The organism is Verrucosispora sp. NA02020, assembly GCF_013364215.1.
GTDB lineage: Bacteria > Actinomycetota > Actinomycetes > Mycobacteriales > Micromonosporaceae > Micromonospora.
This window is the reverse complement of the sequence record NZ_CP054923.1, coordinates 6,248,963-6,272,158: the sequence shown is the minus strand read 5'-3', so window position 1 is coordinate 6,272,158 and position 23,196 is coordinate 6,248,963. Positions and strand designations below refer to the sequence as shown.

Genomic DNA, 23,196 nt, shown 5'->3' with positions numbered 1-23,196 from the left:
CGGACCGTCGATCATGGAGTTGTGGCAGGCGACCCGTATTGGTTTGCCCGGTTCGCCGCCGCCACAACTCCATGATCGATGACGTGGGCGGCGGTAGGCTCTGGCGGATGAGCAGGGGTGCGGGGCGGCGGTGGCGGGCTGGCGTGGTGGCCGTGGTGGCCGCTGTGGGGCTGGTGAGCTGCACGGGGGAGCGCGAGCCCGCGGACCGCGACGGGTTCCGGGCGGGCAGCGTCGACCTGGCCGACCCGTACGTGCCGGGCAGCGGCAACGGCGGGTACGACGTGGACCACTACCGGTTGGTGGTGCGCTACGACCCGGCCGACGACCGGCTCGCCGGCCGGGCCGAGGTCAGGGCGACCGCGACCCACGGACTGTCCCGCTTCAACCTGGACCTGACCGGGCTGGCGGTCGACACGGTCACCGTGGACGGCGCACCGGCCGAGCACCGGCACGCCGACGGTGAACTGACCGTCACCCCGCGCCGGGGACTTCCCGAGGGCAGCCGGTTCACGGTCGACGTGACGTACGCCGGTGTGCCGCAGCCGATCGCCGACAACGTGTTGGGCAGCGGCGGCTTCCAGCACACCGACGACGGCGCGATCGCGCTCGGCCAGCCGCGCTCGGCGTCGACCTGGTTCCCGGTCAACGACCACCCCTCCGACAAGGCCACGTACGACATCGAGGTGACCGTCCCGGACGGCCTCGCCGCGTTGAGCAACGGGGTGCCGGGGGAGCGGACCAGCACCGACGGCTGGACCACCTGGCGGTGGGCCGAGCGGTCGCCGATGGCGAGCTACCTGACCACGCTGGTGATCGGTGACTACCGGGTCGAGACCGGCACCCACGGTGGCAAGCCGCTGGTCACCGCCGTACCGACCGGGATGCCGGCCACCGGTCCGCAGGCACGGTCACTGGCCCGCACCGGCGAGATCGCCGACTTCCTGGCCGGTCGCTTCGGGCCGTACCCGTTCGAGGCGTACGGCGGGGTGGTGGTCGACGACAGCCGCATCGGATACGCGTTGGAGACGCAGTCCCGGCCGGTCTACGGCCCGGGTTTCTTCCGTGACGGCGAACCGAATTACGCGGTGGTCGCGCACGAGTTGGCGCACCAGTGGTTCGGCAACAGTGTGGCGTTGGCCCGCTGGGGCGACATCTGGCTCAACGAGGGCTTCGCCAGCTACGCCGAGTGGCTCTGGGCGGAGCACGACGGTGGGCGTACCGCCCAGCGCAGTTTCGAACTCCAGTACGCCGACACCGACTGGTCGCGGCCCACCCTCGACCCCGGTCCGGGCCAGATGTTCAGCACCGCCGTCTACAAACGCGGGGCGCTGGTGGTGCACGCGTTGCGCCGTACGGTGGGCGACGACGCCTTCTTCGAGATCCTGCGCTCCTGGACCACCGAACGCCGGGACGGCACCGCCACCACCAGCGACTTCGTCGCCCTGGCCGAGCGGGTCTCCGGCCGGTCGCTGGGCACCTTCTTCGACACCTGGCTCACCGGCTCCACCCCGCCCGGCCTACCCTGACCACCCAACCCGCCCCGACCGCCTGTCTGCCGGACGGCGGAGGGCAGGGCGACAGACGGCAGGCCGCCGTGCGCCGCTCAGTCCGGCACGGTGAGCTTCGGGTGGTCGGCGAGGTACGCGTCCACCCGTCCGGCGCGCAGGGCGGCCAGGAACCGGCGACCGACGGTGGTCAGTTCCTCGCCCCGGTACGCGCCGCCCCGGCCGACCGACGCCCCGGGCAGGCCGACCAGCGTGAGCGTGTCCGGTGACAGCGTGCTGAGGGCGTACGCGAACTCCACGATCCGCCGCCCGCCGACATAGATCATGGCGTCGCCGAGCGCGGCGGCCACCTGCTCGAGGCGCTGCGGTTGCCGGCCCAGGTCGTCGGCGAGGATCCTGCCGATCAGCGCACGGATGAGTTGCTGCTGGTGGCGCTGCCGGGTGTAGTCGCCACCGGGCAGGTAGCGCTGGCGCGCGTAGTCGAGGGCCTGCCAGCCGTTGAGGTGCCGGTCGCCCGGCTCGTAGACCATCCTCGGCCCGACGTAACCCCCGACACCCGGGCCGGGCTGGCGGTGCTTGCCGTCCGGCTGGCGGTGCCGGGAGACGACGCGCTGGTCGACCCGGATGTCCACGCCGCCGAGGCTGTCCACCAGCTTGTCGAAGCCGCCGAAGGTGAGCACCGCGCCCGCGTCGATGCGCAGCCCGGTGTACTCGCTGACGGTGCGGCGCAGCAACTCGTACCCCTGGGCCGGGTCCGGTTCGTTCGGTCGGCCCGGCACCCGACTGCCGTTGCTCATCGCGTGGGTGAGCTTGGTCCGCCCGCCCCGGTAGTCGGCGTCCGGGAACGCCGGGATGTCCACCAGCAGGTCGCGGGGGAGCGAGAAGAGGTACCCCCGGGACAGTCCGGCCGGCACGTGCAGCACCAGGACGGCGTCGGCGTTCGGCTGCCAGCCGGGCACGCTGACCCGGGTGTCGATGCCGACCAGCAGCAGGTTGAGCGGGCCGGTGATGTCGGCGCCGGGTGGGGGCGTACTCGGGACGGGGCTGGGCGACGCGCTCGGCGAGGTGGCGACGTCGGTGGGCGCGGCGGTCGGCGTGCGGTCGTCGCCGACCGTCCGGGCCACCGCCACCGCGCCGACGGCCACCACCGCCACCGTGACCAGGCCGGCCACCGCCAGTGTCAGCCGTCTACGGTTTACTCCGAACGTCATCCCCCGCCTCCTCCTGCGATGCCGGGCCGCCGCCGCACGGCGGGCCGGGTTGCCACCGACCGGCCCGCGGGCGTCCGGGACGGCGTCGTGGCACGCGTCGGGCCCACGGCGGTCGGGTGCGCTGCATGATGGCGCGAAAACCGCGCCTGGCGCGAGATCTACTCGCGAGTAATGATGCGTGCATGCGGTACGACGTGGTCGTGATCGGGTCCGGCTTCGGCGGGAGTGTCGCCGCGCTGCGGCTGGCCGAGAAGGGCTACACGGTCGGCGTGCTGGAGGCCGGCCGGCGGTTCGCCGACGACGAGTTCCCCCGGACCTCGTGGCGGCTGCGCCGGTTCCTCTGGGCGCCCCGGCTGGGCTGCTTCGGCCTGCAACGCCTCACCCTGCTGCGGGCCGCCGACCGGCGACGTGGCGGCGGGGTGCTGGTGCTGTCCGGAGCGGGTGTCGGCGGTGGGTCGCTGGTCTACGCCAACACGCTCTACGAGCCGCTGGACGCGTTCTACGACGACCCCCAGTGGCGGGACGTCACGGACTGGCGTGCCGAACTCGCCCCGCACTACGACCAGGCCAAACGGATGCTCGGGGTCACCGCGTACCCGCTGGTCACCCCGGCGGACCGGGTGATGCGGCGGGTGGCCGAGCGGATGGGGGTGGGGCACACCGTGCACGCGACCCCGGTCGGCGTGCACATCGGGCGGCCCGGCGAGTCGGTCGCCGACCCGTACTTCGGGGGTGCCGGTCCCGCGCGCACCGGCTGCACGCACTGCGGCGCCTGCATGACCGGCTGCCGCCACGGCGCGAAGAACACGCTGGTCAAGAACTATCTCTGGTTGGCCGAGCGGCTCGGTGCCGAGGTGCGTCCGCTGACCACGGTGACCGAGGTCCGGCCGGTCGGGGGCGGGTACCGGGTGCACACCGAACGCACCGGGTCCTGGCTGCGGCGGCGTCGGCAGGTGATCGAGGCCGACCAGGTGGTCTTCGCCGCCGGTGCGCTGGGCACCCAGCGGCTGCTGCACGAGATGCGGGCCGTCGGCGCGCTGCCCGGTCTCTCGCCCCGCCTCGGTGAGCTGACCCGCACCAACTCGGAGGCGATTCTCGGTGCCTCGATGTCCCGCCGGCAGGCGCGGGCACGCGGTGTCGACCTCACCGAGGGGGTGGCGATCACCAGTTCGTTCCACCCCGACCCGCAGACCCACGTCGAGCCGGTCCGGTACGGGCGGGGCGCGAACGCGATGGGACTGCTCCAGACGCTGCTGGTCGAGGGCGGGCCGCACCGGGTCCGCCGCTGGCTGGGGCAACTGGTCCGGCATCCCGGCCGGGCCGTCCGGATGCTCTCCGTCCGTGGCTGGTCGCAACGCACCGTGATCGCCCTGGTCATGCAGTCGGTCGACAACTCGCTCACCACCCGCTGGAGGCGCGGGCCGTTCGGCGGCCGGCTGGTCTCCGGCCCCGGCCACGGCGTCCCGAACCCGACCTGGATCCCGGCCGGCCACCGGGCCGCGCGGCTGCTGGCGGAGGAGATCGACGGTACGCCGGGCGGCGCGCTGACCGAGCCGTTCGACATCCCGATGACCGCGCACATCCTGGGCGGCGCGGTGATCGGCGTGTCCCCCGCCGACGGGGTGGTCGACCCGTACCACCGGGTCCACGGCCACCCGGGGCTGCACGTGCTGGACGGTGCCGCCGTCTCGGCCAACCTCGGGGTGAATCCGTCGCTGACCATCACCGCCCAGGCCGAGCGCGCCACGTCGCTCTGGCCGAACCGGGGTGAGGTCGACCCGCGTCCGCCGCTCGGCGCGCCGTACCGGCGGCTCACCGCGGTCCGCCCGCACCGTCCGGCCGTGCCGCCGGGCGCACCCGGAGCGCTGGCTGACCAGGGCGGCTCGTGACCCGCCGAGGCCGGCCACGCGACGGGTGACGGGACCGCGCAGGGCGCGACCGGGGCGACCGGTGACTGTCGGTAGGCTTCGTGCACATGAGCCTGCCGCGTCCTGTCCTCGTGGTCGACTTCGGTGCCCAGTACGCCCAGCTGATCGCCCGCCGGGTACGCGAGGCGCGGGTCTACTCCGAGATCGTCCCGCACACCATGCCCGTGGCCGAGATGCTGGCCCGGAACCCGGCCGCGATCATCCTCTCCGGTGGCCCCTCCAGCGTCTACGAGCCGGGCGCGCCGCAGGTGGACGACGGGCTGTTCCACACCGGCGTGCCGGTCTTCGGCATCTGCTACGGGTTCCAGGCGATGGCCCGCTCGCTCGGCGGCACGGTGGCCCGCACCGGCAACCGCGAGTACGGCGGCACCCCGCTGCGGCCCCGCCTGCTCGACCCGGGTGTGCTGCTCCGCGACCTGCCAGCCGACCTGCCGGTCTGGATGAGTCACGGCGACTGCGTCACCGAGGCGCCCGAGGGCTTCACGGTGACCGCCGAGTCGGCCGGTGCGCCGGTCGCCGCCTTCGAGGACCTGGCCGGTCGGCGGGCCGGGGTGCAGTTCCACCCCGAGGTGGGGCACACCGCGCACGGGCAGGAGATGCTGACCCGCTTCCTGTACGACATCGCCGAGATCGAGCCGACCTGGACCGCCGAGAACATCATCGACGAGCAGGTGGCCCGGATCCGCGAGCAGGTGGGTGACAAGGAGGTCATCTGCGGGCTGAGCGGCGGGGTCGACTCCGCGGTGGCGGCCGCGCTGGTGCACAGGGCCGTCGGTGACCAGCTCACCTGCGTCTTCGTCGACCACGGCCTGCTGCGCGCGGGCGAGGCCGAGCAGGTGGAGAAGGACTACGTCGCCGCCACCGGCATCAAGCTCAAGGTGGTGGACGCCGCCGACCGGTTCCTCGGCGCGCTGGCCGGGGTGATCGACCCGGAGCAGAAGCGCAAGATCATCGGCCGAGAGTTCATCCGGGTCTTCGAGGCCGCCGCCCGTGAGGTCGCCGCCCACGGTGACGTCGAGTTCCTGGTGCAGGGCACGCTCTATCCGGACGTGGTCGAGTCCGGGGGCGGCACCGGCACCGCCAACATCAAGAGCCACCACAACGTCGGCGGGCTCCCCGACGATCTCAAGTTCGCCCTGGTCGAGCCGCTGCGCACGCTGTTCAAGGACGAGGTCCGTACGCTCGGTCTCCAGCTCGGACTGCCCGAGGCGATGGTCTGGCGGCACCCGTTCCCCGGCCCGGGCCTGGCCATCCGGATCATCGGTGCGGTCGACCGGGAGCGACTGGACCTGCTGCGCCGGGCCGACTTCATCGCCCGCCAGGAGCTCACCGCCGCCGGGCTGGACCGCGACGTCTGGCAGTTCCCGGTGGTGCTGCTGGCCGACGTGCGCAGCGTCGGTGTGCAGGGCGACGGGCGCAGCTACGGTCATCCCGTGGTGCTGCGCCCGGTCTCCAGCGAGGACGCGATGACCGCCGACTGGTCCCGCCTGCCCTACGACGTGATCGCCCGGATCTCCACCCGGATCACCAACGAGGTCGCCGAGGTGAACCGGGTGGTCCTGGACGTCACCAGCAAGCCACCGGGCACCATCGAGTGGGAGTGACGCCTCAGACGGCCGGTCGGTCCGGCGGCTGAGGTGACGTTCCGGGGGTCGGCTGTGGCCCGGCCTCCGGCCCCGATTCGACGATCGGCTCCGGCCCGACGACCGGCGCCTGCGGGGGTGCGTGCGGGGTGGTCACCGGGCCGGTGGGGGCCGCTCCCGGGGCCGGGAAGGGCCAGGCGGGGTGCGACGGGCCACCGGCCGGTCCGGGCGGCGGCGCGGCGTGGGGCGTCGCGTCCGCCGGGTGCGGCCAGGCCGGCGCACCGGCCGGCTCCTCGGGCATCAGGAACCACATGACCGGGTACGCGAGCGCGGCGATCCCGCCGGTCAGCAACGTGCCGACGGCGAAGGCGACGCGGACCAGGGTGGGGTCGACGGCGAAGTACCGGCCGAGGCCGCTGGCCACACCGGCGATCATCCGGTCGGTGGTCGGGCGGCGCAACTGCTTGTACGGGGCCTGCGATGTGGAAGTCATGACTCCACGGTCCGCGTCGCGACGCTCATCGACCTCGGTGATGGCCCGGAGTCTTACCCTGACCTGCCCCTCAGGGGCGAGTGATCAGTCAGGAATCCGACTCTTTTCCGCTGCGGTAACCGGACACGGGGAGAATTTGGCTCCGTGACCACCATGCTGGAGCCGCTGCGCAGGATCGCGGCATATGCAGTCTGTGCTGATTCGGTTGACCGAGTGTTGCTGGTCCGCGCATCGGAGCGCTCCGGCACACCCGGCACGTGGTCCCTGCCCGGTGGGGCTGTCGACCACGGCGAGGACCCGCACCACACCGTCGTCCGCGAGACCGCCGCCGAGACCGGGCTGTCGGTGGCCGTGGCCGGCCTCCAGGACGTCCTGGCCGACATGCGTGCCCTGCCCGAGCGGGGCATCACCATCCACACCGACCGGCTGCTCTACCGGGTCTCGGTCCGGGGCGGCTCGCTGACCGACCGGGTCGACCGGCCGACCGACCTGGTCCGCTGGGTCACCCGGGAGGAGGCGCAGCGCCTGCCGCTGCGCTCCTTCACCGCCCGTGCACTGGGGCTGCCCGCCTCCTCGGCGGACATCGTCCCCGACGAGGCGCCGGAGTTCCCCTCCTTCTATGCGGTGCCCGGCCCGGACGGGCTGCACCGGGCGCAGCGCTTCGCCGCGTACGCCGTCGTCACCGACCCGGACGGGCGGGTGCTGTTGACCCGGGTCTCCGACGGCTACCCGGGTGCGGGGTGCTGGCACCTGCCCGGTGGCGGCACCGACTACGGCGAGCAGCCGGGTGCCGCGCTGATCCGGGAACTGGTCGAGGAGACCGGGCAGGACGGGCGGCTGGTCGAGCTGCTCGGGGTCGCCAGCCACCGGGACGCCGCCTCGCTCGGCCCGGAGGGCTACCCGATCGACTGGCACGGCGTCCGTGCCTTCTACCGGGTCGTGGTCGACAAGCCCGCCCCGCCCACCGTCGCCGACGTCGGTGGTTCCACCTGTGAGGCCCGCTGGTTCGCGCGGGAGGAGTTGGGCGCCCTGCCCACCGACCGCCTCACCGAGGTCACGGCGGAGGCCGTGCAGGCGGCTCGACTGACCTGACGTCACCCGTCCGACGATCGTGGGGTTGGCGGCGAGCACCCGTCAACTTCATGATCGATCTAGACCGGTCCGGTGACCGCTCCGGACGCCGCACTAGGGTCGGGACGTGGAACAGCTGCGGCGGGTCGGTGCGTACGGGGTGCTGCGGGACGCCGAGCGGCGCATGCTTCTGGTGCGGGGCTCGGCGGAGGCGGACTTCCCCGCGGTCTGGTCGCTGCCCGGCGGTGGCCTGGAGCACGCCGAGCATCCCGCCGACGCGGTGGTCCGCGAGTGCGCCGAGGAGACCGGCCTGGTCGTCGAGGTGACCGGGCTGCGGGCGGTGGTCGCCGACGTGACGCCCTATCCGGACCTCGGGGTGGCCCTGCACACCGACCGGGTGCTGTTCGACGTCAACCCGCTGGGCGGGCGGCTGCGGGCCGAGGCGATCGGCAGCACCGATCTCGCCCGCTGGTGCAGCCCGGCCGAGGCGTCCGTGCTGCCGCTGCTGCCGTTCACGGCCGAGGCGCTCGGTCTGCCGGTGGTCCCGTTGCCGTCGGCGGCGCTGCGCCGGACGGCACCCTTCCCGCCTCCCGAGCCGCGCCGACGGCAGCGTTTCGGGGCGTACGGCGTGGTCACCGACCCGGCGGGCCGGGTGCTGCTGTCGTTGATCGCGGACGGCTATCCGGGTGCCGGCCGCTGGCACCTGCCCGGCGGCGGTACTGATCATGGCGAACAGCCGGTCACCGCGCTGCTACGGGAACTGGTCGAGGAGTCCGGACAACTGGGTCGGGTGACCGAGTTGATCGAAGTGGACAATCTGCACAATCAGGTCGCACTGGGTCCGGAAGGGTATCCGATCGACTGGCACGGGATCCGGGTCGTCTATCGGGTGCTGGTCGATGTTCCGACCGTTCCGGCGGTGACCGAACTGGCCGGCGGCTCCACCGCCCAAGCCGCCTGGTTCACCATTCCTGAGCTGCGAGAACTGCCGATGACGGAGATCGCCTCGCGGGCGCTCGACGCGCTCATGTGACGTTGGTCGCGGCACCCTCCGGGCTCCTGCTCACCGGGCCGGGGATGACCGGCTCCGGTACAGTCGAGGCAGCGCTGACACTGAATACGGGCAAGAATGTCCCGGGATGGGAATAAGACGGCGGTTTGCACGGTTGAGGCAGATATAAGTAGCGCCGGTAGCTATCGCCAATCCCCGTCCCCCTATGCAATGGTGTACTCCGCAAAACGGCTGCCGGGTCGAAGAGACCCGGCACGAGAGAGCCGGACGCCGGCCCCAGGTGGCGGCCAACGATCCGGTGATGGAGGAAGCGTGCCGAGAGCCCCATGGCGCCGGCGTCGTACCACTGACAGCCCGCGTCCCGCCGGACGCAACTGGACGGGCCCGCTGCGCCGCAGCGGCAGTCTCGCCCGCCAGGTCCTGTTGGTCCGCGTCGGTCGTCGAGGTGTGGAGGGGGGCGGCACGGCTGACGTGCTGCCCGAGCCGAGGTACCAGGACCGTCCGCGTCGCCGGTACGGCCTGCAGCGGTTCCACCGCACACGGATCGAGACAATCGCCCCGGTCAGCCCCGCCGTCGTGCCGGCTCCGGTGGAGGAGAGCGCCCAGACACCGATCCCGCTGCTCCCCGGTGAGCGGACGATGGCCCGGCGGATGAAGTTCGCCCTGGTCAACGCCTGCACACTGGCCAGCCTGGTGCTGGGCATCAACGCGATCTTCGTCGCCATGCGTGGCGACGTACAACTGGCGGCCCTGCTGCTCATCGCCTGCGTCGCCTTCGACGGCCTCGACGGCGCGCTGGCCCGCAAGCTCGGGGTCTCCAGCCCCTTCGGCGCGCAGATGGACTCGCTCGCCGACATGTGCTCGTTCGGTCTCGCCGCACCGGTGGTGGTCTACGCCTCGCTCGCCGGTGAGGTGCCGATGGCCGCCGCCGGGGTGGCCGCCGCACTGGTCGCCGCGTGCGCCGCGATCCGGTTGGCCCGCTTCAACGTCTCACCCCAGGACGGCCGCTTCTTCTGCGGCGTGCCGACCACCATGGCGGCGGCCGTGCTCGCCCTGATGGTCGTGATCGGCCTGCCGGTGCCGGGTCTGGTGCAGGTCGCCGGGGTGGCGCTGCTCGCCTTCACCATGGTCAGCAGCTTCCCGTACGCGAAGCTCGCGCGGCTGGTCAAGCTGCCGCCGTGGGTCTGGGTGGTCCCGGTGCTCGGTGCGCTGATCGACATCCGGGTCACGTTCGGTCTGATCGTGGTGGGTTACCTGGTCAGCGGTCCGGTGCTCTGGCTCCGCCAGCGCCGCACCCTCATCTGACCTGATCGACATGGCACGAAGAAGGGGCGTCCCGGCCGGGACGCCCCTTCTTCGTACCGCTCAGCGCCAGCGGGCGATGACGCTCGACCCACCGACGACCTTGTCGCCCGGCCCGACCAGCGGCTCGGCGGCCTCGGCCGGCAGGTAGACGTCGGTCCGCGAACCGAACCGGATCAGGCCGAACCGCTCGCCCCGGGCCAGCAGTGCGCCGATCGGGGCCCGCTGCACGATCCGCCGCGCGATCAGGCCGGTCCGCTGGGCCACCACGACGGTGCCGTGGGCGGTGTCCAGCACCGTGTACGCGGCCACGTTGTGCTCCGCGTCCGGCTTCATCGCGTTGACGAACCCGCCGTCGGCGACGAAGTAGTCCACCACCTTGCCCGCCACCGGCGAGCGGTTGACGTGCACGTCGAGCACCGAGAGGAAGACGGCGACCCGCAGGAACTCGCCGTCGCCGAAGCGCTCGTCGTGCAGGCGCTGCACGGACAGCACCTCGCCGTCGGCGGCGGCCACCACGGCCGACGGGTCCTCCGGCACGTCCCGCTCCGGGTCGCGGAAGAAGGCGGCCACGGGCGCGGCGGCCAGCGCGGGCAGCAACCAGAGCTTCGACTTCGGCCGGGCCAGGCGGGTCAGCGCGGCCAGACCGAGGGCGATGCCGGCGGCGGCCACCCCGTTGGAGTCGATGTGCATGTCGCGGGTCAGCGGCACGCTCGACGGCCGGTAGGCGGGAGCGAGACGCTCCGCCGACGCGGCGTCGGCCGGCGTGAAGCGGAGCCGGTACACGCGTACCGGCGGTGAGTTGCGCAGCACCAGGTCGGCCCCGACGCCGTGCAGCGCGCCCTGCCGCTCCAGCTCGGCGGCGGCGCCGGCGGTCCGGGCGACCGCCGTGGACACGGTGAGTACCCCGCCGTCGGCCAGGTACTTGGTCAGCTCCTCGACGGTGCTCCGGGTCTCGTCCGCGGTGCCGACGAACGGCTCACCGGCGACCACCACGGTGGCGGGCTCGGCCTCGGTGAGGCTGTCCACCACACGGACCCGGTCGGCGACCCAGCGCCCCTGGGCGGTGACGTGTTCCCGCAGCGCCGTCGCACTGACGCGCTCGGTGGGCACCAGGGTGAGGGTGTCGCCGGGCAGCAGCGCGTCGATCGCTGCGGCCAGCACAGCGGACTCCGGGGCAGCGCCCACAAGCAGGGCGGCCTTCGGGTCGTTGATCCGAGCGAGCTCGGCGACGAGAGTACGGGCGGCACGCTCGCCGAGGCGGACCGGACCGGACCGTCCGGGGACACGCACGGCGGGGGACTGGGTCATGTCGAACAGGCTCCTGACGGGGTAGAGGCGACTGTCGCGAGATCACCGCCAGTGGCGGGGCCGGGCCTGCCACGGACGGCCCGCGCGAGCCGGCGGCCAGCGCAGGAGGCCCTGCGGCGTGGCCGGCCGACGGAGGCGGGAGCACACCGGCCAGCATAGGCGGCTGCGGACAGGCGCCGCATGGTCAGGCGGCAGGCCCCCGTGGCGGCGTCGGCGACGTGTCGTCCCCGTAGGGGAGACCGAGGGTCCGGTCGTCCGTCTCCGCCCGGCCCGGCGCCGTCCCGGTGGCCGGGTCGCCGGCCAGGTCGGGCCAGGTGCCCGCCGGTGAGTCCGGGTCGGTCGGCCGGAACACGGTCGGTGAGTCCGGGTCGGTGGGCCCGGAGACGGTCGGCGAGTCGGGGCCGGTCGGCCCGAAGGCGGTCGGCGAGTCCAGGTCCGACGGCTCGAAGGCGGTCGGCGAGCCCAGGCCGGCGGCCGGGGGAGCGGCCGGCTCGGTCGGGACGGCCTCGTCCGCCGACGTCCGGCTGTGTCGGCTGGACCGCAGCGCACCGACCAGGCCGAACGCGCCGATCAGGATCAACCCACCGGCCAGGAACCAACCCACCGGCGGCAGCACCAGGCCGAGCACCTGGGCCAGTAGCCACCAGGCGGCGAACGACAGGAAGAGCAGCCCGAAGGCGAACGACACCAGGTCCGTGCGATGCACCCTCACCGGGTCACCTCCATGTGTCCGGCGTTGATCTGCAGGTTGAGGCGGAGCTTGCCGCCACCGACACCGTCCGCGCCGAGGTCGACGATCTCCGTGAGCCGGTTGTCCAGGCCGCCGGTGCGTTGGCCGAAGACGTTGGCGTCACCTGCGGTGACATGCGCGTTGGTCGTCACGTCCACGTTCGGCGGAACGACCACCGTGGCCTCGCCGAAGTTGATGACCACGGTGATCTCGGTGTCCTTCTGGTCGAAGTCGACCGCGCGCAGGTCGAGCACCGCGTCGGAGAAGCTCTGCTCGTACCGCACCGCGAGGTCGCGGTGGTCGGTGGGCGCCCAGGTCACGGTGCCGTCCACACCACGGACCCGGTCGTACGACTCGGCGACCGTGGCCACCCCCAGAGCGGCGGAGGCCACCAGACCGAGCGCGATGAGCCAGCGGGCCCGGCCGAACCAGGTGCCCACCAGCAGGCCCAGGGCGATCACGGCGAGAACCGCCGCGAAGTACGCCGACGCGCCGATCCGGAAGACGTCGAGCAGATCGAGGATGCCCACCGCGCCCAGCGCGACGAAGATCAGCGAGAAGGTCACCGCACCGAGTGCGGAACGTTCCCGGGGCTTCTTCGGCGGCTTCGGCGGCCTGGGCGGCGGTGCCACCGGGGTCTGCCCGGCGTACGGGCCGTGCGGGGCGAACGGGGCACGGTAGGTCGACGAGTGCGGCGGCACGGTCGGTGGCACCACCAGCGGCGTGGGGGAGCCCACCGGGGACCACGGTGGGGTCGGCGGCAGGAACCGGGTCGGGTCCTCGGCGCGCCCGGCCGGAGCGGGTGCCGATCCGGGGACCGGGGCGGGCGCGTGGAAGGCGGCCGGCGCGGTGAACGCCGGGACGGTGCGGCCGAACCCGCCGGGCGGCGGCGGATATCCGGCGGGGCCGGGATAGCTCACCGGCGGCACCGGACCCGGAGGTCCGGCGGGTGGCGCCGGTGCGCCGACCGGACCGCCCGCAGGATGCGGGCCGCGTTGCTGGTGGCGGTTGAGCAGCAGTGCGCCGCCGACCAGGATCGCCGCGCCGAGCAGCACCGCCCGGAAGGCGTCGGTGACGATGAAGCCGAAGCTGATCGCGACCAGGATGCTGAGCACGATCACGGTCACCGGGGACATGCTGGACCGACCCCGCCCGAGCATGGACTCGACAGGTGAGGCGGTGTCGCCCTCGCCCGGGATGATCAACCAGGCGGTGACGTAGAGCAGGATGCCGATGCCGCCGAAGAAGCCGAGCACGGCGAGCAGCACCCGCCAGAGCACCGGGTCGGTGTTGGTGGCGCGACCGACGGCGGCGCACACCCCGGCCAGGTAACGGCCGTCGCGGGGGCGGACCAGCCCGTACCGCGAGGTGAATCCGGCGCCGCCGAAGTGCGGCCAGGGACCCTCCGACGGCGGTGGTGCGCCGGTCCCCCCGGGTGGTGGTGCGCCGCTCCCGCCGGGCGGCGGGGCGGCCGGCGGACCCTCGGTGTACGCCGACCCGCCCGGCCCCCCCGGCCCGGCGGGTGGTGGCGTGCCGACCGGCGGGGGCGTCGCGTCCCACGCCGTCGATCCAGCCGGTGGCGGTGCGGCCGACGGGTCGGGACCGTCCGGAGCAGCGGCCGGTGTGTCGGGACCGTCCTGAACGGCGCCCGGTGTGTCGGGCGCGTCCGGTGCCGGGGCGTCGTGCCCCGGCGCCTTCTCCGTGGGCCCCGGCCGGTGCGGCTGAGCAGCGTCGTCGGTCATGTCTCGATACTGCTGCGCCACGGACCCGAGCGACCTCCGGAGACGACCCTGACCCCACCCTGAGATCGGTGGGCCGCCAATGTCCGGGGCGTCCCCGTGGTCGGCCGACCACCGCGCGTGTGACGATCGGACCAACGCCGCCGCATTCCTCCTTCACCGGCACGAGCCGTTCTGACCAGGGAGTACGTGATCAGTACCGTCAGCCAGCCACCGCGCCTCTATCGCGCCCCGGAGCACCGGATGGCCGCCGGGGTGGCTGCCGGCATCGCCGAGCACCTCGACGTTCCGGTACGCCGGGTCCGGGTCGCCTTCATGGTGCTGCTCGGGCTGAGCGGGCTCGGCCTGCTGCTCTATGCGGCCTTCTGGGCCGTCGTGCCGCTGCGTCCGGGAGACACCGCCGTACCGCCCCGGCGGGAGTTCGGGCAGCTGCTGCCCTTCGTGGCGATCGGGCTCGGCGTACTGCTGGTCCAGATGATGCTCTTCGACTCGGTGGGTGCGGCGGGCACCGCCGGCTGGCTGGTCGCGATCATCGCGGTGGGTGCCGGCGTGATCTGGCACCAGTCCACCCCCGAGCGGCGGCGGCAGTGGGGCGAGTCGCTGCCGGTGCCGTGGCTCGGCGCGGTGGTGGAGGAGAGCGACCGGCGGGCCTTCGTGCTCCGGTTCGTCGGCGGTGGGGTGTTGGTCGCCGTCGGCATCATCGGTGTCGCCGCCGTCTACTCCCCGGCGCAGAACCTGGACGCGGTGATCAACGGCGTGATCTTCGCGCTGGTCGGCCTGGCCGGTGTCGGGGTGGTGACGGCGCCGGTGCTCTGGCGGACCTGGAACCAGCTCCGCTCGGAGCGTGAGGGTCGCATCCGGGAACAGGAACGGGCCGAACTGGCGGCCATGGTGCACGACCAGGTGCTGCACACCCTCGCGTTGATCCAGCGCAACGCCAGCGACGTGAAGGCCGTCCAGCGGCTGGCCCGGGGCCAGGAGCGTTCGCTTCGGAACTGGCTCTACAAGCCGACCGCGTCGCCGACCGAACGGTTCGCCGCCGCGTTGGAACAGGCCGCGGCCGAGGTCGAGGACACCTTCGCGATCACCGTGGAGGCGGTGGTGGTCGGTGACCGGGACACCGACGAACGGGTCGGCGCGATCGTGGCCGCGGCCCGGGAGGCACTGGTGAACGCCGCCCGGCATGCCGGGGTGCAGACCGTCTCGCTCTACGCGGAGGTGGAACCCGACCAGGTCAGTGTCTTCGTACGGGACCGGGGGGCGGGCTTCGATCCGGATACCGTGGAGGATCACCGGCACGGTGTACGGGGCTCGATCATCGGGCGGATGAAGCGACACGGCGGCCGGGCGGAGATCCGCTCCGGACCGGGGGAGGGGACCGAGGTCCGACTGATCCTGCCGATCAGTCGGGACTCGGCCACGGCGGAAAGGGACAGATCATGACCGAGCAGTCGACGCCACCGGCCGAGCCGACGGGAGCCGGACCCGAGCGGCTGCGCGTGTTCCTGGTCGACGACCACGCCATGTTCCGCGCCGGGGTACGCGCCGAACTGGGCGCGCACGTCGAGGTGGTGGGTGAGGCGAGCACGGTGGCCGAGGCGGTCAGCAGGATCGCGGCCACCGGACCGGACGTGGTGCTGCTCGACGTACACATGCCCGACGGGGGCGGTCGCGCGGTGCTGGAGGCGATGCGGCGCAGCCACCCGCAGGTGCGGTTCCTGGCGCTCAGCGTCTCCGACGCCGCCGAGGACGTGATCGGGCTGATCCGGGCCGGTGCCCGGGGCTACGTCACCAAGACCATCTCACCGGACGAACTGGCTGCGGCGATCCGGCGGGTGGCCGACGGGGACGCCGTGTTCAGCCCCCGGCTGGCCGGGTTCGTGCTGGACGCCTTCGCGTCCCGCCCCGACGCCCCGGTCGCCGATCCCGAGCTGGACCAGCTCACCAACCGCGAGCGCGAGGTGCTGCGGCTGCTGGCCCGGGGGTACGCGTACAAGGAGATCGCCCGGGAGCTGTACATCTCGATCAAGACGGTCGAGACGCACGTCTCCAACGTGTTGCGCAAGCTCCAGATGTCCAACCGCTACGAGTTGTCCCGCTGGGCCGCGGACCGCCGGTTGGTGTGAGCGGACGGGGCTCGTACGGGCTCTCCGGCGGACGATCACCCGAGTAACGGGTTCGGTCTCCCGTCTGGAATTGACATCGTCTTTTCGGTTAGTATTCGGGGCGACGTGGCGGGATTCACCTCAGGTTTCCTGGTCGATGCTCCGGGGTGTTCCGGCCGCGCCGGCAATCGGCCAATCGGGCCCGAAAAAGCCGTTGACGGGCAGCTCATAGCATGCCTGTCGAGCGGCGTGGAGGGGGCTCCAGGTCGATGTCGAGGCCGTCCCGGGCGGGTATCGGGTTGATAACACGCCTTTCGGCTTGGGCGCATCGGGTGTCACAGTGGCAGGCACCTCACAACCCCCTCGTGAGCCGAGCGCCCTGAGGAGGCACTCCCATGCGCGGGAAATTCCTGAAGGTGGCGGTCGCGGCGACCGCCACCGCCATGTTGGCCACCGCCTGCGGCGGTGGTAGCGACAACGACAACGAATCGAGCGGCCAGGCCGGCGGTACGTTGCGCGTCTACAACGCGGAGCCGGCGTTCCTGACGCCCTCCGGCGGTGACGACGAGCCGTCGCTGTACGTGATCCGTTCGCTCTTCCGTGGTCTCGTCAAGTACAACGCCGAGAGCGCCGCGGTCGAGATGGACCTGGCCGAGTCGGTCGACTCGGACGACCAGAAGCTCTGGACGATCAAGATCAAGGACGGCTACACCTTCGACAACGGTGAGCCGGTCAACGCCGACGCCTTCATCCGTTCCTGGAACTTCGCGGCCTACAGCCCGAACGCCCAGAACAACGGTTACTTCATGAAGCGGATCGCCGGTATCAAGGACGTCCAGTCCGAGGACCCGGACGGCGACGGCCCGCAGAAGGCCCCGGAGCCGAAGGCGAAGGAGCTGTCCGGCCTCAAGAAGGTCGACGACCTGACCTTCACCGTCGAGCTGGAGGCCCCGTTCTCGGGCTTCCCGACCACGATCGGCTACCCGGGCTTCTTCCCGATGGCCGAGGCCTGCATCGCCGACATTGCGGCCTGCAACGAGAAGCCGATCGGCAACGGCCCGTACAAGATCGACGGCAGCTGGCAGCACAACGTCGCGATCAACGTCGTCCGCAGCGACAGCTGGAAGGGCGACCCCGGCAAGCCGGACCGCATCGAGTACCGGATCTTCGCCGACATCGACGCCGGCTACGCCGCCTTCCAGGCCGGCGAGCTGGACGTGCTCTACACCGTGCCGCCGGCCCGGTACAAGGAGGCTAAGGCCACCTACGCCGACCGGATGTACGAGCAGCCGGGTGACAGCTTCACCTACGTCGGTATGCCGCTGTACCAGGACAACTTCAAGGACAAGCGGGTCCGGCAGGCGCTCTCGCTGTCGATCGACCGCCAGTCGATCATCGACGCCGTCTTCGACGGCCGGTTCACCCCGGCCACCGGCTTCGTCGCCCCGACCTTCGAGGGTGCTCGGGAGAACGTCACCCCGTACGCCAAGAAGGACGTCGAGAAGGCCAAGCAGCTGCTCGCCGAGGCCGGCGGCTGGCCGGCCGGTGAGAAGCTGATCCTGTGGGCCAACGCCGGTGCCGGCCACGACCAGTGGCTGCAGGCGGTCGGCGACCAGATCAAGGAGGCCCTGGGTATCGACTACGAGCTGCGGGTGAACCTGCAGTTCGCCGAGTACCTGGAGACCGCCGACCAGAAGAAGTTCACCGGTGGGTTCCGCCTCGGCTGGGGTCCGGACTACCCGTTCATGGAGACCTTCCTCTACCCGCTGTACGCCACGGGCTCGGGCAGCAACAACTCGACCTACAGCAACCCCGAGTTCGACGCCGCCATGAAGGAGGGTGACTCGGCCGACTCGATCCAGGCCGCGATCCCGTCCTACCAGAAGGCGGAGGACCTGGTCGGTGAGGACCTGCCGGTCATCCCGATGTGGTTCAACAAGGTTGGTGCCCTTTACAGCGAGAACGTCGACCAGTTCGTCTGGAACTCCGTCTCGGACGCCGACTACGCAGCGATTTCGCTGAAGCAGAACTGAGCTTCAACCGCCTGATCCTGCCGTAACACGACGTGGCGGCAACGGTCTCCCCACCAGGGTGATCGTTGCCGCCACGTCAGCGCCGAGAGGAGACCCCGACATGGGGCGCTACGTCATTCGACGGTTGCTCCAGTTCATCCCCACCGTGCTGGGCACCATGTTCCTGCTCCACTACCTGACTTCACTGGCGATCCAGTTCAGCGGGAACCCGGTCCGCGCGCTGTTCGGGGACCGGACGCCGCCGCCCGCGCTGCTGGAGGCGATCACCGAGCGACTCGGCTACGGTGACCCCTGCCTCGACCAGAAGGGCAACCCCTGCTTCGGGATGTTCCTGGACCGGCTGCAGGGCATCTTCCTTAACTTCGACTTCGGCATCAACCTGCGCCAGCGTGAGGTCACCGACCTGGTGGCGGACGCCATTCCGTTCACGCTCAAGCTGCTGCTCATCGCCATCGTCTTCGAGGCCGTCGTGGGTATCGCCGCCGGTGTGCTCGCCGGTCTGCGGGGCGGCAGCTTCGCCGACTACACGGTGAAGATCAGCACGGTCTTCGTCATCTCGGTGCCGATCTTCGTGCTCGGCCTGATCGTGCGGGAGTTCGTCGGCGTCAAGTTCGGCAACGTCCTGCGCGGCCAGAGCTGGATTCCCGACGTGATCTCCACCGGCATGTTCAGCCCGGGATTCAAGCCCGACTACCCCTGGGCGAGTCTGATCATCCCGGGCATGGTGCTCGGTGCGACGTCGTTGGCGGTCACCGCCCGGCTCACCCGGACCAGCATCATGGAGAACATCCGGGCCGACTACGTCCGGACGGCGAAGGCCAAGGGCCTGACCACCAAGCGCGTCATCGGTGTGCACACGCTGCGCAACTCGCTGATCCCCGTGATCACCTTCCTCGGCGTCGACATCGGCGCCGCGATGGCCGGCGCGGTGGTCACCGAGACCATCTTCAACGTGCCGGGCATCGGCCGGCTGGTGACGATGTCGGCGCGTACCGGGGAATCCTCGGTGGTGATCGGCGTGGTGACCATGCTGGTGCTGGTGGTCCTGATCGCCAACCTGCTCGTCGACCTCCTGTACGCCGTGCTCGACCCGAGGATCCGTTATGAGTGACCGGACCGTGGTGACGATGCCGACGCAGGTTCTTCCGACCGCTCCCGGGTGCCGGTGGAGCGAAACGAGGTGTGGACATGAGTGAGCGTAGCGAGCGAATCATCAGGCTCAGTGTGTTGGTGCCTCATGGCGGCGCGGAGCGAAGCGGAGCGTCGGCATGAGTGAGCGTAGCGAGCGAATCATCAGGCTCAGTGTGTTGGTGCCTCATGGCGGCGCGGAGCGAAGCGGAGCGTCGGCATGAGTGAGCGTAGCGAGCGAATCATCAGGCTCAGTGTGTTGGTGCCTCATGGCGGCGCGGAGCGAAGCGGAGCGTCGGCATGAGTGACCTGAACAGTGCGGGCACCGCCGTCGGCGGGGCACCGGTGGGCGGCGACGGTCCCACGACCGATGCGCCGGTCGGCGGCAAGGAGCGCAGCGCCAGTCTCTGGGCGGACGCCCGGCGGCAGTTGCTGCGCGACCCGGTCTTCATGATCGCTTCCCTGTACATCCTCGTGGTGGGCTCGATGGCAGCCTTCCCGAAGCTCTGGACCAGCCAGGACCCGCGTGCCTGCAACACCGACCGGTCCCGGATCTCGCCCAGTTGGGAACACCCGTTCGGGTACGACATCCTGGGCTGCGACTACTACTCGCACGCGATCTACGGCGCGCGGCCGTCGATGGTCATCGCGGTCATGGCGACCGGTGGCATCGTGCTGGTCGGTGGCACGCTCGGCCTGCTCGCCGGCTACTACGGCGGCTGGGTCGACACGATCATCTCCCGGGTGATGGACATCGTCCTGTCACTGCCGTTCCTGCTCGGCGCGATCGTGTTCCTCACGGTCATCAAGCGGCAGAACATCTGGACGCTGACCCTGGTGCTGTTCCTGCTCGCCTGGCCGACCATCGCCCGGATCACCCGAGGTAGCGTCATCTCCTCGAAGGATCTGGACTACGTACACGCCGCCAAGGCGGTCGGTGCCCGCAACTCGCGGCTGATGTTCCGGCACATCCTGCCGAACGCGATCGCCCCGATGCTGGTGTACGCCACCATCGTGCTCGGTTCGTTCGTCGCCGCGGAGGCCACGCTGACCTTCCTCGGCGTCGGGCTCCAGCCGCCGGCGCAGTCGTGGGGCATCATGATCTCGGTTCACCAGGTCTACTTCCTGGAGGACCCGTGGCTGCTGCTCTTCCCCTGTGGTCTGCTGGTCGGCACGGTGCTGTCCTTCATCCTGATGGGTGACGCACTGCGTGACGCCCTCGACCCGAAGTTCCGGTGATCCGAATGAGTGAGCGAATCAATCGGCTCGGCGCGTTGGTGTCTCAGGCCGGCGCGGAGCGAAGCGGGGTGTCGGCATGAGGGAGCGGAGCGAGCGAATCATCAGGCTCGGCGCGTTGGTGTCTCAGGCTGGCGCGGAGCGAAGCGGAGTGTCGGCATGAGCAGTGATGTGAACGTCAAGTTGGACGCGCTGCCGGGCCTCGACCCGAACGCGTTGCCACTTCAGGTCAAGAACCTGCAGGTGGAGTTCCGGACCCGTAACGGCGTGGCTCGCGCGGTCAACGGAGTGAGCTTCGACGTGCGGGCCGGCGAGACCCGGGCGATCCTCGGGGAGTCGGGCTGCGGCAAGAGCGTGACCGCCCAGGCGATCATGGGCATCCTGGACAGCCCGCCCGGGTTCATCACCGGTGGGGAGATCCTCTACCGGGGTGTCGACCTGCTCAAGCTGCCGGAGTCCGAGCGCCGCAAGGTGCGCGCGAACCGGATCGCGATGATCTTCCAGGACGCGCTCTCCGCGCTGAACCCGGTCTTCACGGTCGGGTTCCAGCTCGGCGAGCTGTTCCGCAAGCACCGGGGCATGTCCCGCAAGGATGCCAAGGCCCGAGCCGTCGAACTGCTCGACCTGGTCAAGATCCCGGCGGCCCAGCAGCGGGTGAACGACTACCCGCACCAGTTCTCCGGCGGTATGCGCCAGCGCGTCATGATCGCCATGGCGCTGGCACTCGACCCCGAGGTGCTGATCGCGGACGAGCCGACCACCGCCCTGGACGTGACCGTGCAGGCCCAGATCATGGCCCTGCTCGCCGAGCTCCAGCGGGAACGGAACATGGCGTTGGTGCTGATCACCCACGACATGGGTGTGGTGGCCGACGTGGCGGATCGGATCTCCGTCATGTACGCCGGTCGGGTCATCGAGGAAGCCGGCGTGAACGACATCTACGCCACCCCGGCCCACCCGTACACGAAGGGTCTGCTGGAGTCGATCCCGCGGCTGGACCTCAAGGGCCAGGAGCTCAGCGCCATCAAGGGCCTGCCCCCGGCGCTGACCAACATCCCTCGTGGATGCGCCTTCAACCCCCGGTGCCGGTACACCCAGGACGTCTGCAAGCAGGACCCGGCGCCGCCGCTGTACCAGGTGTCGCCGAGCCGGACGGCTGCCTGCCACTTCTGGAAGGAGGTCAAGGGCGATGAGTGACGTGGTGTTGGAGACCCGTGACCTGGTCAAGCACTTCCCGCTGACCCGGGGCATCGTCTTCAAGAAGCAGGTCGGGGCGGTCCGCGCGGTCGACGGGATCAACCTGGAGCTGCGGCGCGGCGAGACCCTCGGCATCGTGGGCGAGTCCGGTTGCGGCAAGTCGACGTTGGCCCGGCTGCTCGTGGGTCTGGAGACGCCGACCTCCGGTGACCTGTTCGTGCAGGGCAAGAACATGGCCAAGGTCGGCTCCGAGGAACGGCGTCGGGGTCGGCGGAACATCCAGCTGGTGATGCAGGACCCGTACACCTCGCTGAACCCGCGAATGACCGTCGGCGACATCATCGGCGAGCCGTTCGAGGTGCACCCGGACGTGGTGCCGAAGGGCCAGCGTCGGCCCAAGGTGCAGGAGCTGCTGGAGCTGGTCGGCCTGAACCCCGACCACATCAACCGCTACCCGCACCAGTTCTCCGGCGGCCAGCGGCAGCGCATCGGGATCGCCCGTGCGCTGGCGCTCAACCCGGAGATCATCCTCTGCGACGAGCCGGTCTCGGCGCTGGACGTCTCCATCCAGGCTCAGGTGATCAACCTGCTGGAGAAGCTCCAGAACGAGCTGGGTCTGTCGTACATCTTCATCGCGCACGACCTGTCCGTGGTGCGGCACATCGCCGACCGGGTCGCGGTGATGTACCTCGGCAAGATCGTCGAGATCGGCACCGAGGACGAGATCTACGAGTCGCCCACGCATCCGTACACCCAGGCGCTGCTGTCGGCGGTGCCGGTGCCGGACCCGACGTTGCGTGGGCACCGTGACCAGATCGTCCTGACCGGCGACGTGCCGTCGCCGGCCAACCCGCCGTCCGGCTGCAGGTTCCGTACCCGCTGCTGGAAGGCGCAGGACGTCTGTGCGGAAGAGGAGCCGCTGCTGCAGGTCAGGGACAAGTCCGGCCACCCGAGCGCCTGCCACTTCGCCGAGGTACGCGACGTGGTGCACGCGACGGAGTAGCCACACAGACGCCGTCGTGGCCGGTCATCCAAACCGGGAGCGGCGGTGAAGGTAGTGCCTCCTCAGTGATTCGGGGCGTCGGCCGTCACCAGCGGCCGGCGCCCCGGTCCGCGTTCGGACCACCGTGCCCGGACTGCGTGTCCGGGCCGCCACGGTCGGCCCGGCGCCTGCTCATGGGGACGGTCGAACCCTGACGCGCCTCGCCGACGGACCCGCTCGGTCACAGTGGGCCGCGACCGGCCCGCAGCAGCAGCAGCGCCAACTGGGTGCCGTCGGCACCGAGAGCGACCCGGAAGCGCTCCAGGATCTCCTGCTCGCGGGAGAGCACCAGCCGGGTGCCGCCGGAGGCCATCCGGGTCGCGCCGACCTCGCGGGACAGGGCGGCCCGTTCCTGCCACAGCTCGACGATCGTGCGGTCGATCTCGTCGATCCGTACCCGGATCTCGGCGATGCGGGCGGCGGCGCCCGGTTCCGCGGTCCCGGTCTTCGGGGTGTCCAGGCCGGGGCTGGTGCCGCCCTCCGCGCCGGTGCCGTTCGGGGTCGTGCCGGACTCGCCTGGGACGCCGTTCTGCTCCATCACGTCTGTCATCTTCGGGTACCTCTCACGGT

The 23,196-nt window shown here is 71.3% G+C and carries 17 protein-coding genes and 2 pseudogenes; 13 read left to right on the top strand and 6 right to left on the bottom strand.

Features of this window, described 5'->3' with window-relative positions:
- Window positions 1–107: 107 nt before the first annotated feature.
- Window positions 108–1,526 carry a M1 family metallopeptidase gene (locus HUT12_RS27940; protein WP_176095205.1) on the top strand — a complete coding sequence of 473 codons (1,419 nt, stop codon included), beginning with the start codon at window positions 108–110 and terminating at the stop codon, window positions 1,524–1,526.
- A gap of 77 nt (window positions 1,527–1,603) precedes the next feature.
- Here the strand turns inward: HUT12_RS27940 and HUT12_RS27935 are convergent, their stop codons facing one another.
- Complete coding sequence (locus tag HUT12_RS27935; RefSeq protein ID WP_176095204.1) at window positions 1,604–2,716, bottom strand: LCP family protein; 1,113 nt, start codon at window positions 2,714–2,716, stop codon at window positions 1,604–1,606.
- A 182-nt stretch (window positions 2,717–2,898) separates the two neighbouring features.
- Here HUT12_RS27935 and HUT12_RS27930 point away from each other — a divergent pair, with 182 nt between their 5' ends.
- Together HUT12_RS27930 and guaA are read left to right on the top strand one after the other, a co-directional pair.
- Window positions 2,899–4,605: an FAD-dependent oxidoreductase gene (locus tag HUT12_RS27930; protein ID WP_131053294.1), complete on the top strand. Its 1,707-nt coding sequence runs from the start codon at window positions 2,899–2,901 to the stop codon at window positions 4,603–4,605.
- An 86-nt stretch (window positions 4,606–4,691) separates the two neighbouring features.
- A complete protein-coding gene (gene guaA, locus HUT12_RS27925; RefSeq protein WP_131053293.1) occupies window positions 4,692–6,248 on the top strand; it encodes a glutamine-hydrolyzing GMP synthase in 1,557 nt (518 codons plus the stop codon).
- Window positions 6,249–6,486: 238 nt separating this feature from the next.
- Here the strand turns inward: guaA and HUT12_RS33015 are convergent.
- Window positions 6,487–6,720, bottom strand: a pseudogene (locus tag HUT12_RS33015) (PspC domain-containing protein); the annotation flags it as partial.
- 144 nt (window positions 6,721–6,864) lie between these two features.
- Here HUT12_RS33015 and HUT12_RS27915 point away from each other — a divergent pair.
- The 3 genes from HUT12_RS27915 to HUT12_RS27905 all read left to right on the top strand — a co-directional run bounded on the left by HUT12_RS27915 (window position 6,865) and on the right by HUT12_RS27905 (window position 10,108).
- Window positions 6,865–7,812: an NUDIX hydrolase gene (locus tag HUT12_RS27915; RefSeq protein WP_131053291.1), complete on the top strand. Its 948-nt coding sequence runs from the start codon at window positions 6,865–6,867 to the stop codon at window positions 7,810–7,812.
- A gap of 106 nt (window positions 7,813–7,918) precedes the next feature.
- Window positions 7,919–8,824, top strand: coding sequence for an NUDIX hydrolase (locus tag HUT12_RS27910; RefSeq protein ID WP_176095203.1), 906 nt, complete (start codon window positions 7,919–7,921; stop codon window positions 8,822–8,824).
- Between the two features lie 366 nt (window positions 8,825–9,190).
- A complete protein-coding gene (locus HUT12_RS27905; protein WP_131053301.1) occupies window positions 9,191–10,108 on the top strand; it encodes a phosphatidylcholine/phosphatidylserine synthase in 918 nt (305 codons plus the stop codon).
- A gap of 60 nt (window positions 10,109–10,168) precedes the next feature.
- Here the strand turns inward: HUT12_RS27905 and HUT12_RS27900 are convergent, their stop codons facing one another.
- From HUT12_RS27900 to HUT12_RS27890, 3 genes and pseudogenes are all read right to left on the bottom strand, one after another.
- On the bottom strand, window positions 10,169–11,416 hold the full coding sequence (locus tag HUT12_RS27900; RefSeq protein ID WP_131053289.1) for a phosphatidylserine decarboxylase: 1,248 nt from the start codon (window positions 11,414–11,416) through the stop codon (window positions 10,169–10,171).
- A gap of 529 nt (window positions 11,417–11,945) precedes the next feature.
- Window positions 11,946–12,128 (bottom strand): annotated as a pseudogene (locus tag HUT12_RS33400) (hypothetical protein); the annotation flags it as partial.
- Window positions 12,125–13,888 carry a PspC domain-containing protein gene (locus HUT12_RS27890; RefSeq protein ID WP_176095202.1) on the bottom strand — a complete coding sequence of 588 codons (1,764 nt, stop codon included), beginning with the start codon at window positions 13,886–13,888 and terminating at the stop codon, window positions 12,125–12,127. The pseudogene HUT12_RS33400 and the gene HUT12_RS27890, both read right to left, overlap by 4 nt.
- 171 nt (window positions 13,889–14,059) lie before the next feature.
- Here HUT12_RS27890 and HUT12_RS27885 point away from each other — a divergent pair, with 171 nt between their 5' ends.
- The 7 genes from HUT12_RS27885 (at window position 14,060) to HUT12_RS27855 (ending at window position 22,587) form a co-directional block, all read left to right on the top strand.
- Window positions 14,060–15,328, top strand: a complete 1,269-nt coding sequence (locus tag HUT12_RS27885) for an ATP-binding protein (protein WP_131053627.1) — start codon at window positions 14,060–14,062, stop codon at window positions 15,326–15,328.
- The gene (locus HUT12_RS27880) at window positions 15,325–16,011 is read left to right on the top strand and encodes a response regulator transcription factor (RefSeq protein ID WP_131053629.1); all 687 of its coding nucleotides are present in this window, start codon (window positions 15,325–15,327) and stop codon (window positions 16,009–16,011) included. Before HUT12_RS27885 ends, HUT12_RS27880 begins: the two co-directional genes overlap by 4 nt.
- 374 nt (window positions 16,012–16,385) lie before the next feature.
- Window positions 16,386–18,023: an ABC transporter substrate-binding protein gene (locus tag HUT12_RS27875; RefSeq protein WP_131053630.1), complete on the top strand. Its 1,638-nt coding sequence runs from the start codon at window positions 16,386–16,388 to the stop codon at window positions 18,021–18,023.
- A gap of 100 nt (window positions 18,024–18,123) precedes the next feature.
- Window positions 18,124–19,134, top strand: a complete 1,011-nt coding sequence (locus HUT12_RS27870) for an ABC transporter permease (RefSeq protein ID WP_131053632.1) — start codon at window positions 18,124–18,126, stop codon at window positions 19,132–19,134.
- Window positions 19,135–19,451: 317 nt separating this feature from the next.
- The gene (locus HUT12_RS27865) at window positions 19,452–20,390 is read left to right on the top strand and encodes an ABC transporter permease (protein WP_131053633.1); all 939 of its coding nucleotides are present in this window, start codon (window positions 19,452–19,454) and stop codon (window positions 20,388–20,390) included.
- Window positions 20,391–20,546: 156 nt separating this feature from the next.
- A complete protein-coding gene (locus tag HUT12_RS27860) occupies window positions 20,547–21,584 on the top strand; it encodes an ABC transporter ATP-binding protein (RefSeq protein ID WP_131053635.1) in 1,038 nt (345 codons plus the stop codon).
- Window positions 21,577–22,587 (top strand): ABC transporter ATP-binding protein, encoded by a 1,011-nt coding sequence (locus HUT12_RS27855; RefSeq protein ID WP_131053637.1) that lies wholly within the window; start codon window positions 21,577–21,579, stop codon window positions 22,585–22,587. The genes HUT12_RS27860 and HUT12_RS27855 overlap by 8 nt, the downstream gene beginning before the upstream one ends.
- Window positions 22,588–22,807: 220 nt before the next feature.
- On the opposite strand, the gene HUT12_RS27850 is transcribed toward HUT12_RS27855, so the two are convergent.
- Window positions 22,808–23,176, bottom strand: a complete 369-nt coding sequence (locus HUT12_RS27850) for a chorismate mutase (RefSeq protein WP_236145768.1) — start codon at window positions 23,174–23,176, stop codon at window positions 22,808–22,810.
- Between the last annotated feature and the right edge of the window lie 20 nt (window positions 23,177–23,196).

Coding starts and splice junctions, on each gene's coding strand:
- HUT12_RS27870 (WP_131053632.1), top strand. CDS start 18,124: ATGGGGCGCTACGTCATTCGACGGTTGCTCCAGTTCATCCCCACCGTG.
- HUT12_RS27890 (WP_176095202.1), bottom strand. CDS start 13,888: ATGACCGACGACGCTGCTCAGCCGCACCGGCCGGGGCCCACGGAGAAG.
- guaA (WP_131053293.1), top strand. CDS start 4,692: ATGAGCCTGCCGCGTCCTGTCCTCGTGGTCGACTTCGGTGCCCAGTAC.
- HUT12_RS27855 (WP_131053637.1), top strand. CDS start 21,577: ATGAGTGACGTGGTGTTGGAGACCCGTGACCTGGTCAAGCACTTCCCG.
- HUT12_RS27900 (WP_131053289.1), bottom strand. CDS start 11,416: ATGACCCAGTCCCCCGCCGTGCGTGTCCCCGGACGGTCCGGTCCGGTC.
- HUT12_RS27935 (WP_176095204.1), bottom strand. CDS start 2,716: ATGACGTTCGGAGTAAACCGTAGACGGCTGACACTGGCGGTGGCCGGC.
- HUT12_RS27880 (WP_131053629.1), top strand. CDS start 15,325: ATGACCGAGCAGTCGACGCCACCGGCCGAGCCGACGGGAGCCGGACCC.
- HUT12_RS27940 (WP_176095205.1), top strand. CDS start 108: ATGAGCAGGGGTGCGGGGCGGCGGTGGCGGGCTGGCGTGGTGGCCGTG.
- HUT12_RS27865 (WP_131053633.1), top strand. CDS start 19,452: ATGAGTGACCTGAACAGTGCGGGCACCGCCGTCGGCGGGGCACCGGTG.
- HUT12_RS27930 (WP_131053294.1), top strand. CDS start 2,899: ATGCGGTACGACGTGGTCGTGATCGGGTCCGGCTTCGGCGGGAGTGTC.
- HUT12_RS27850 (WP_236145768.1), bottom strand. CDS start 23,176: ATGACAGACGTGATGGAGCAGAACGGCGTCCCAGGCGAGTCCGGCACG.
- HUT12_RS27875 (WP_131053630.1), top strand. CDS start 16,386: ATGCGCGGGAAATTCCTGAAGGTGGCGGTCGCGGCGACCGCCACCGCC.
- HUT12_RS27860 (WP_131053635.1), top strand. CDS start 20,547: ATGAGCAGTGATGTGAACGTCAAGTTGGACGCGCTGCCGGGCCTCGAC.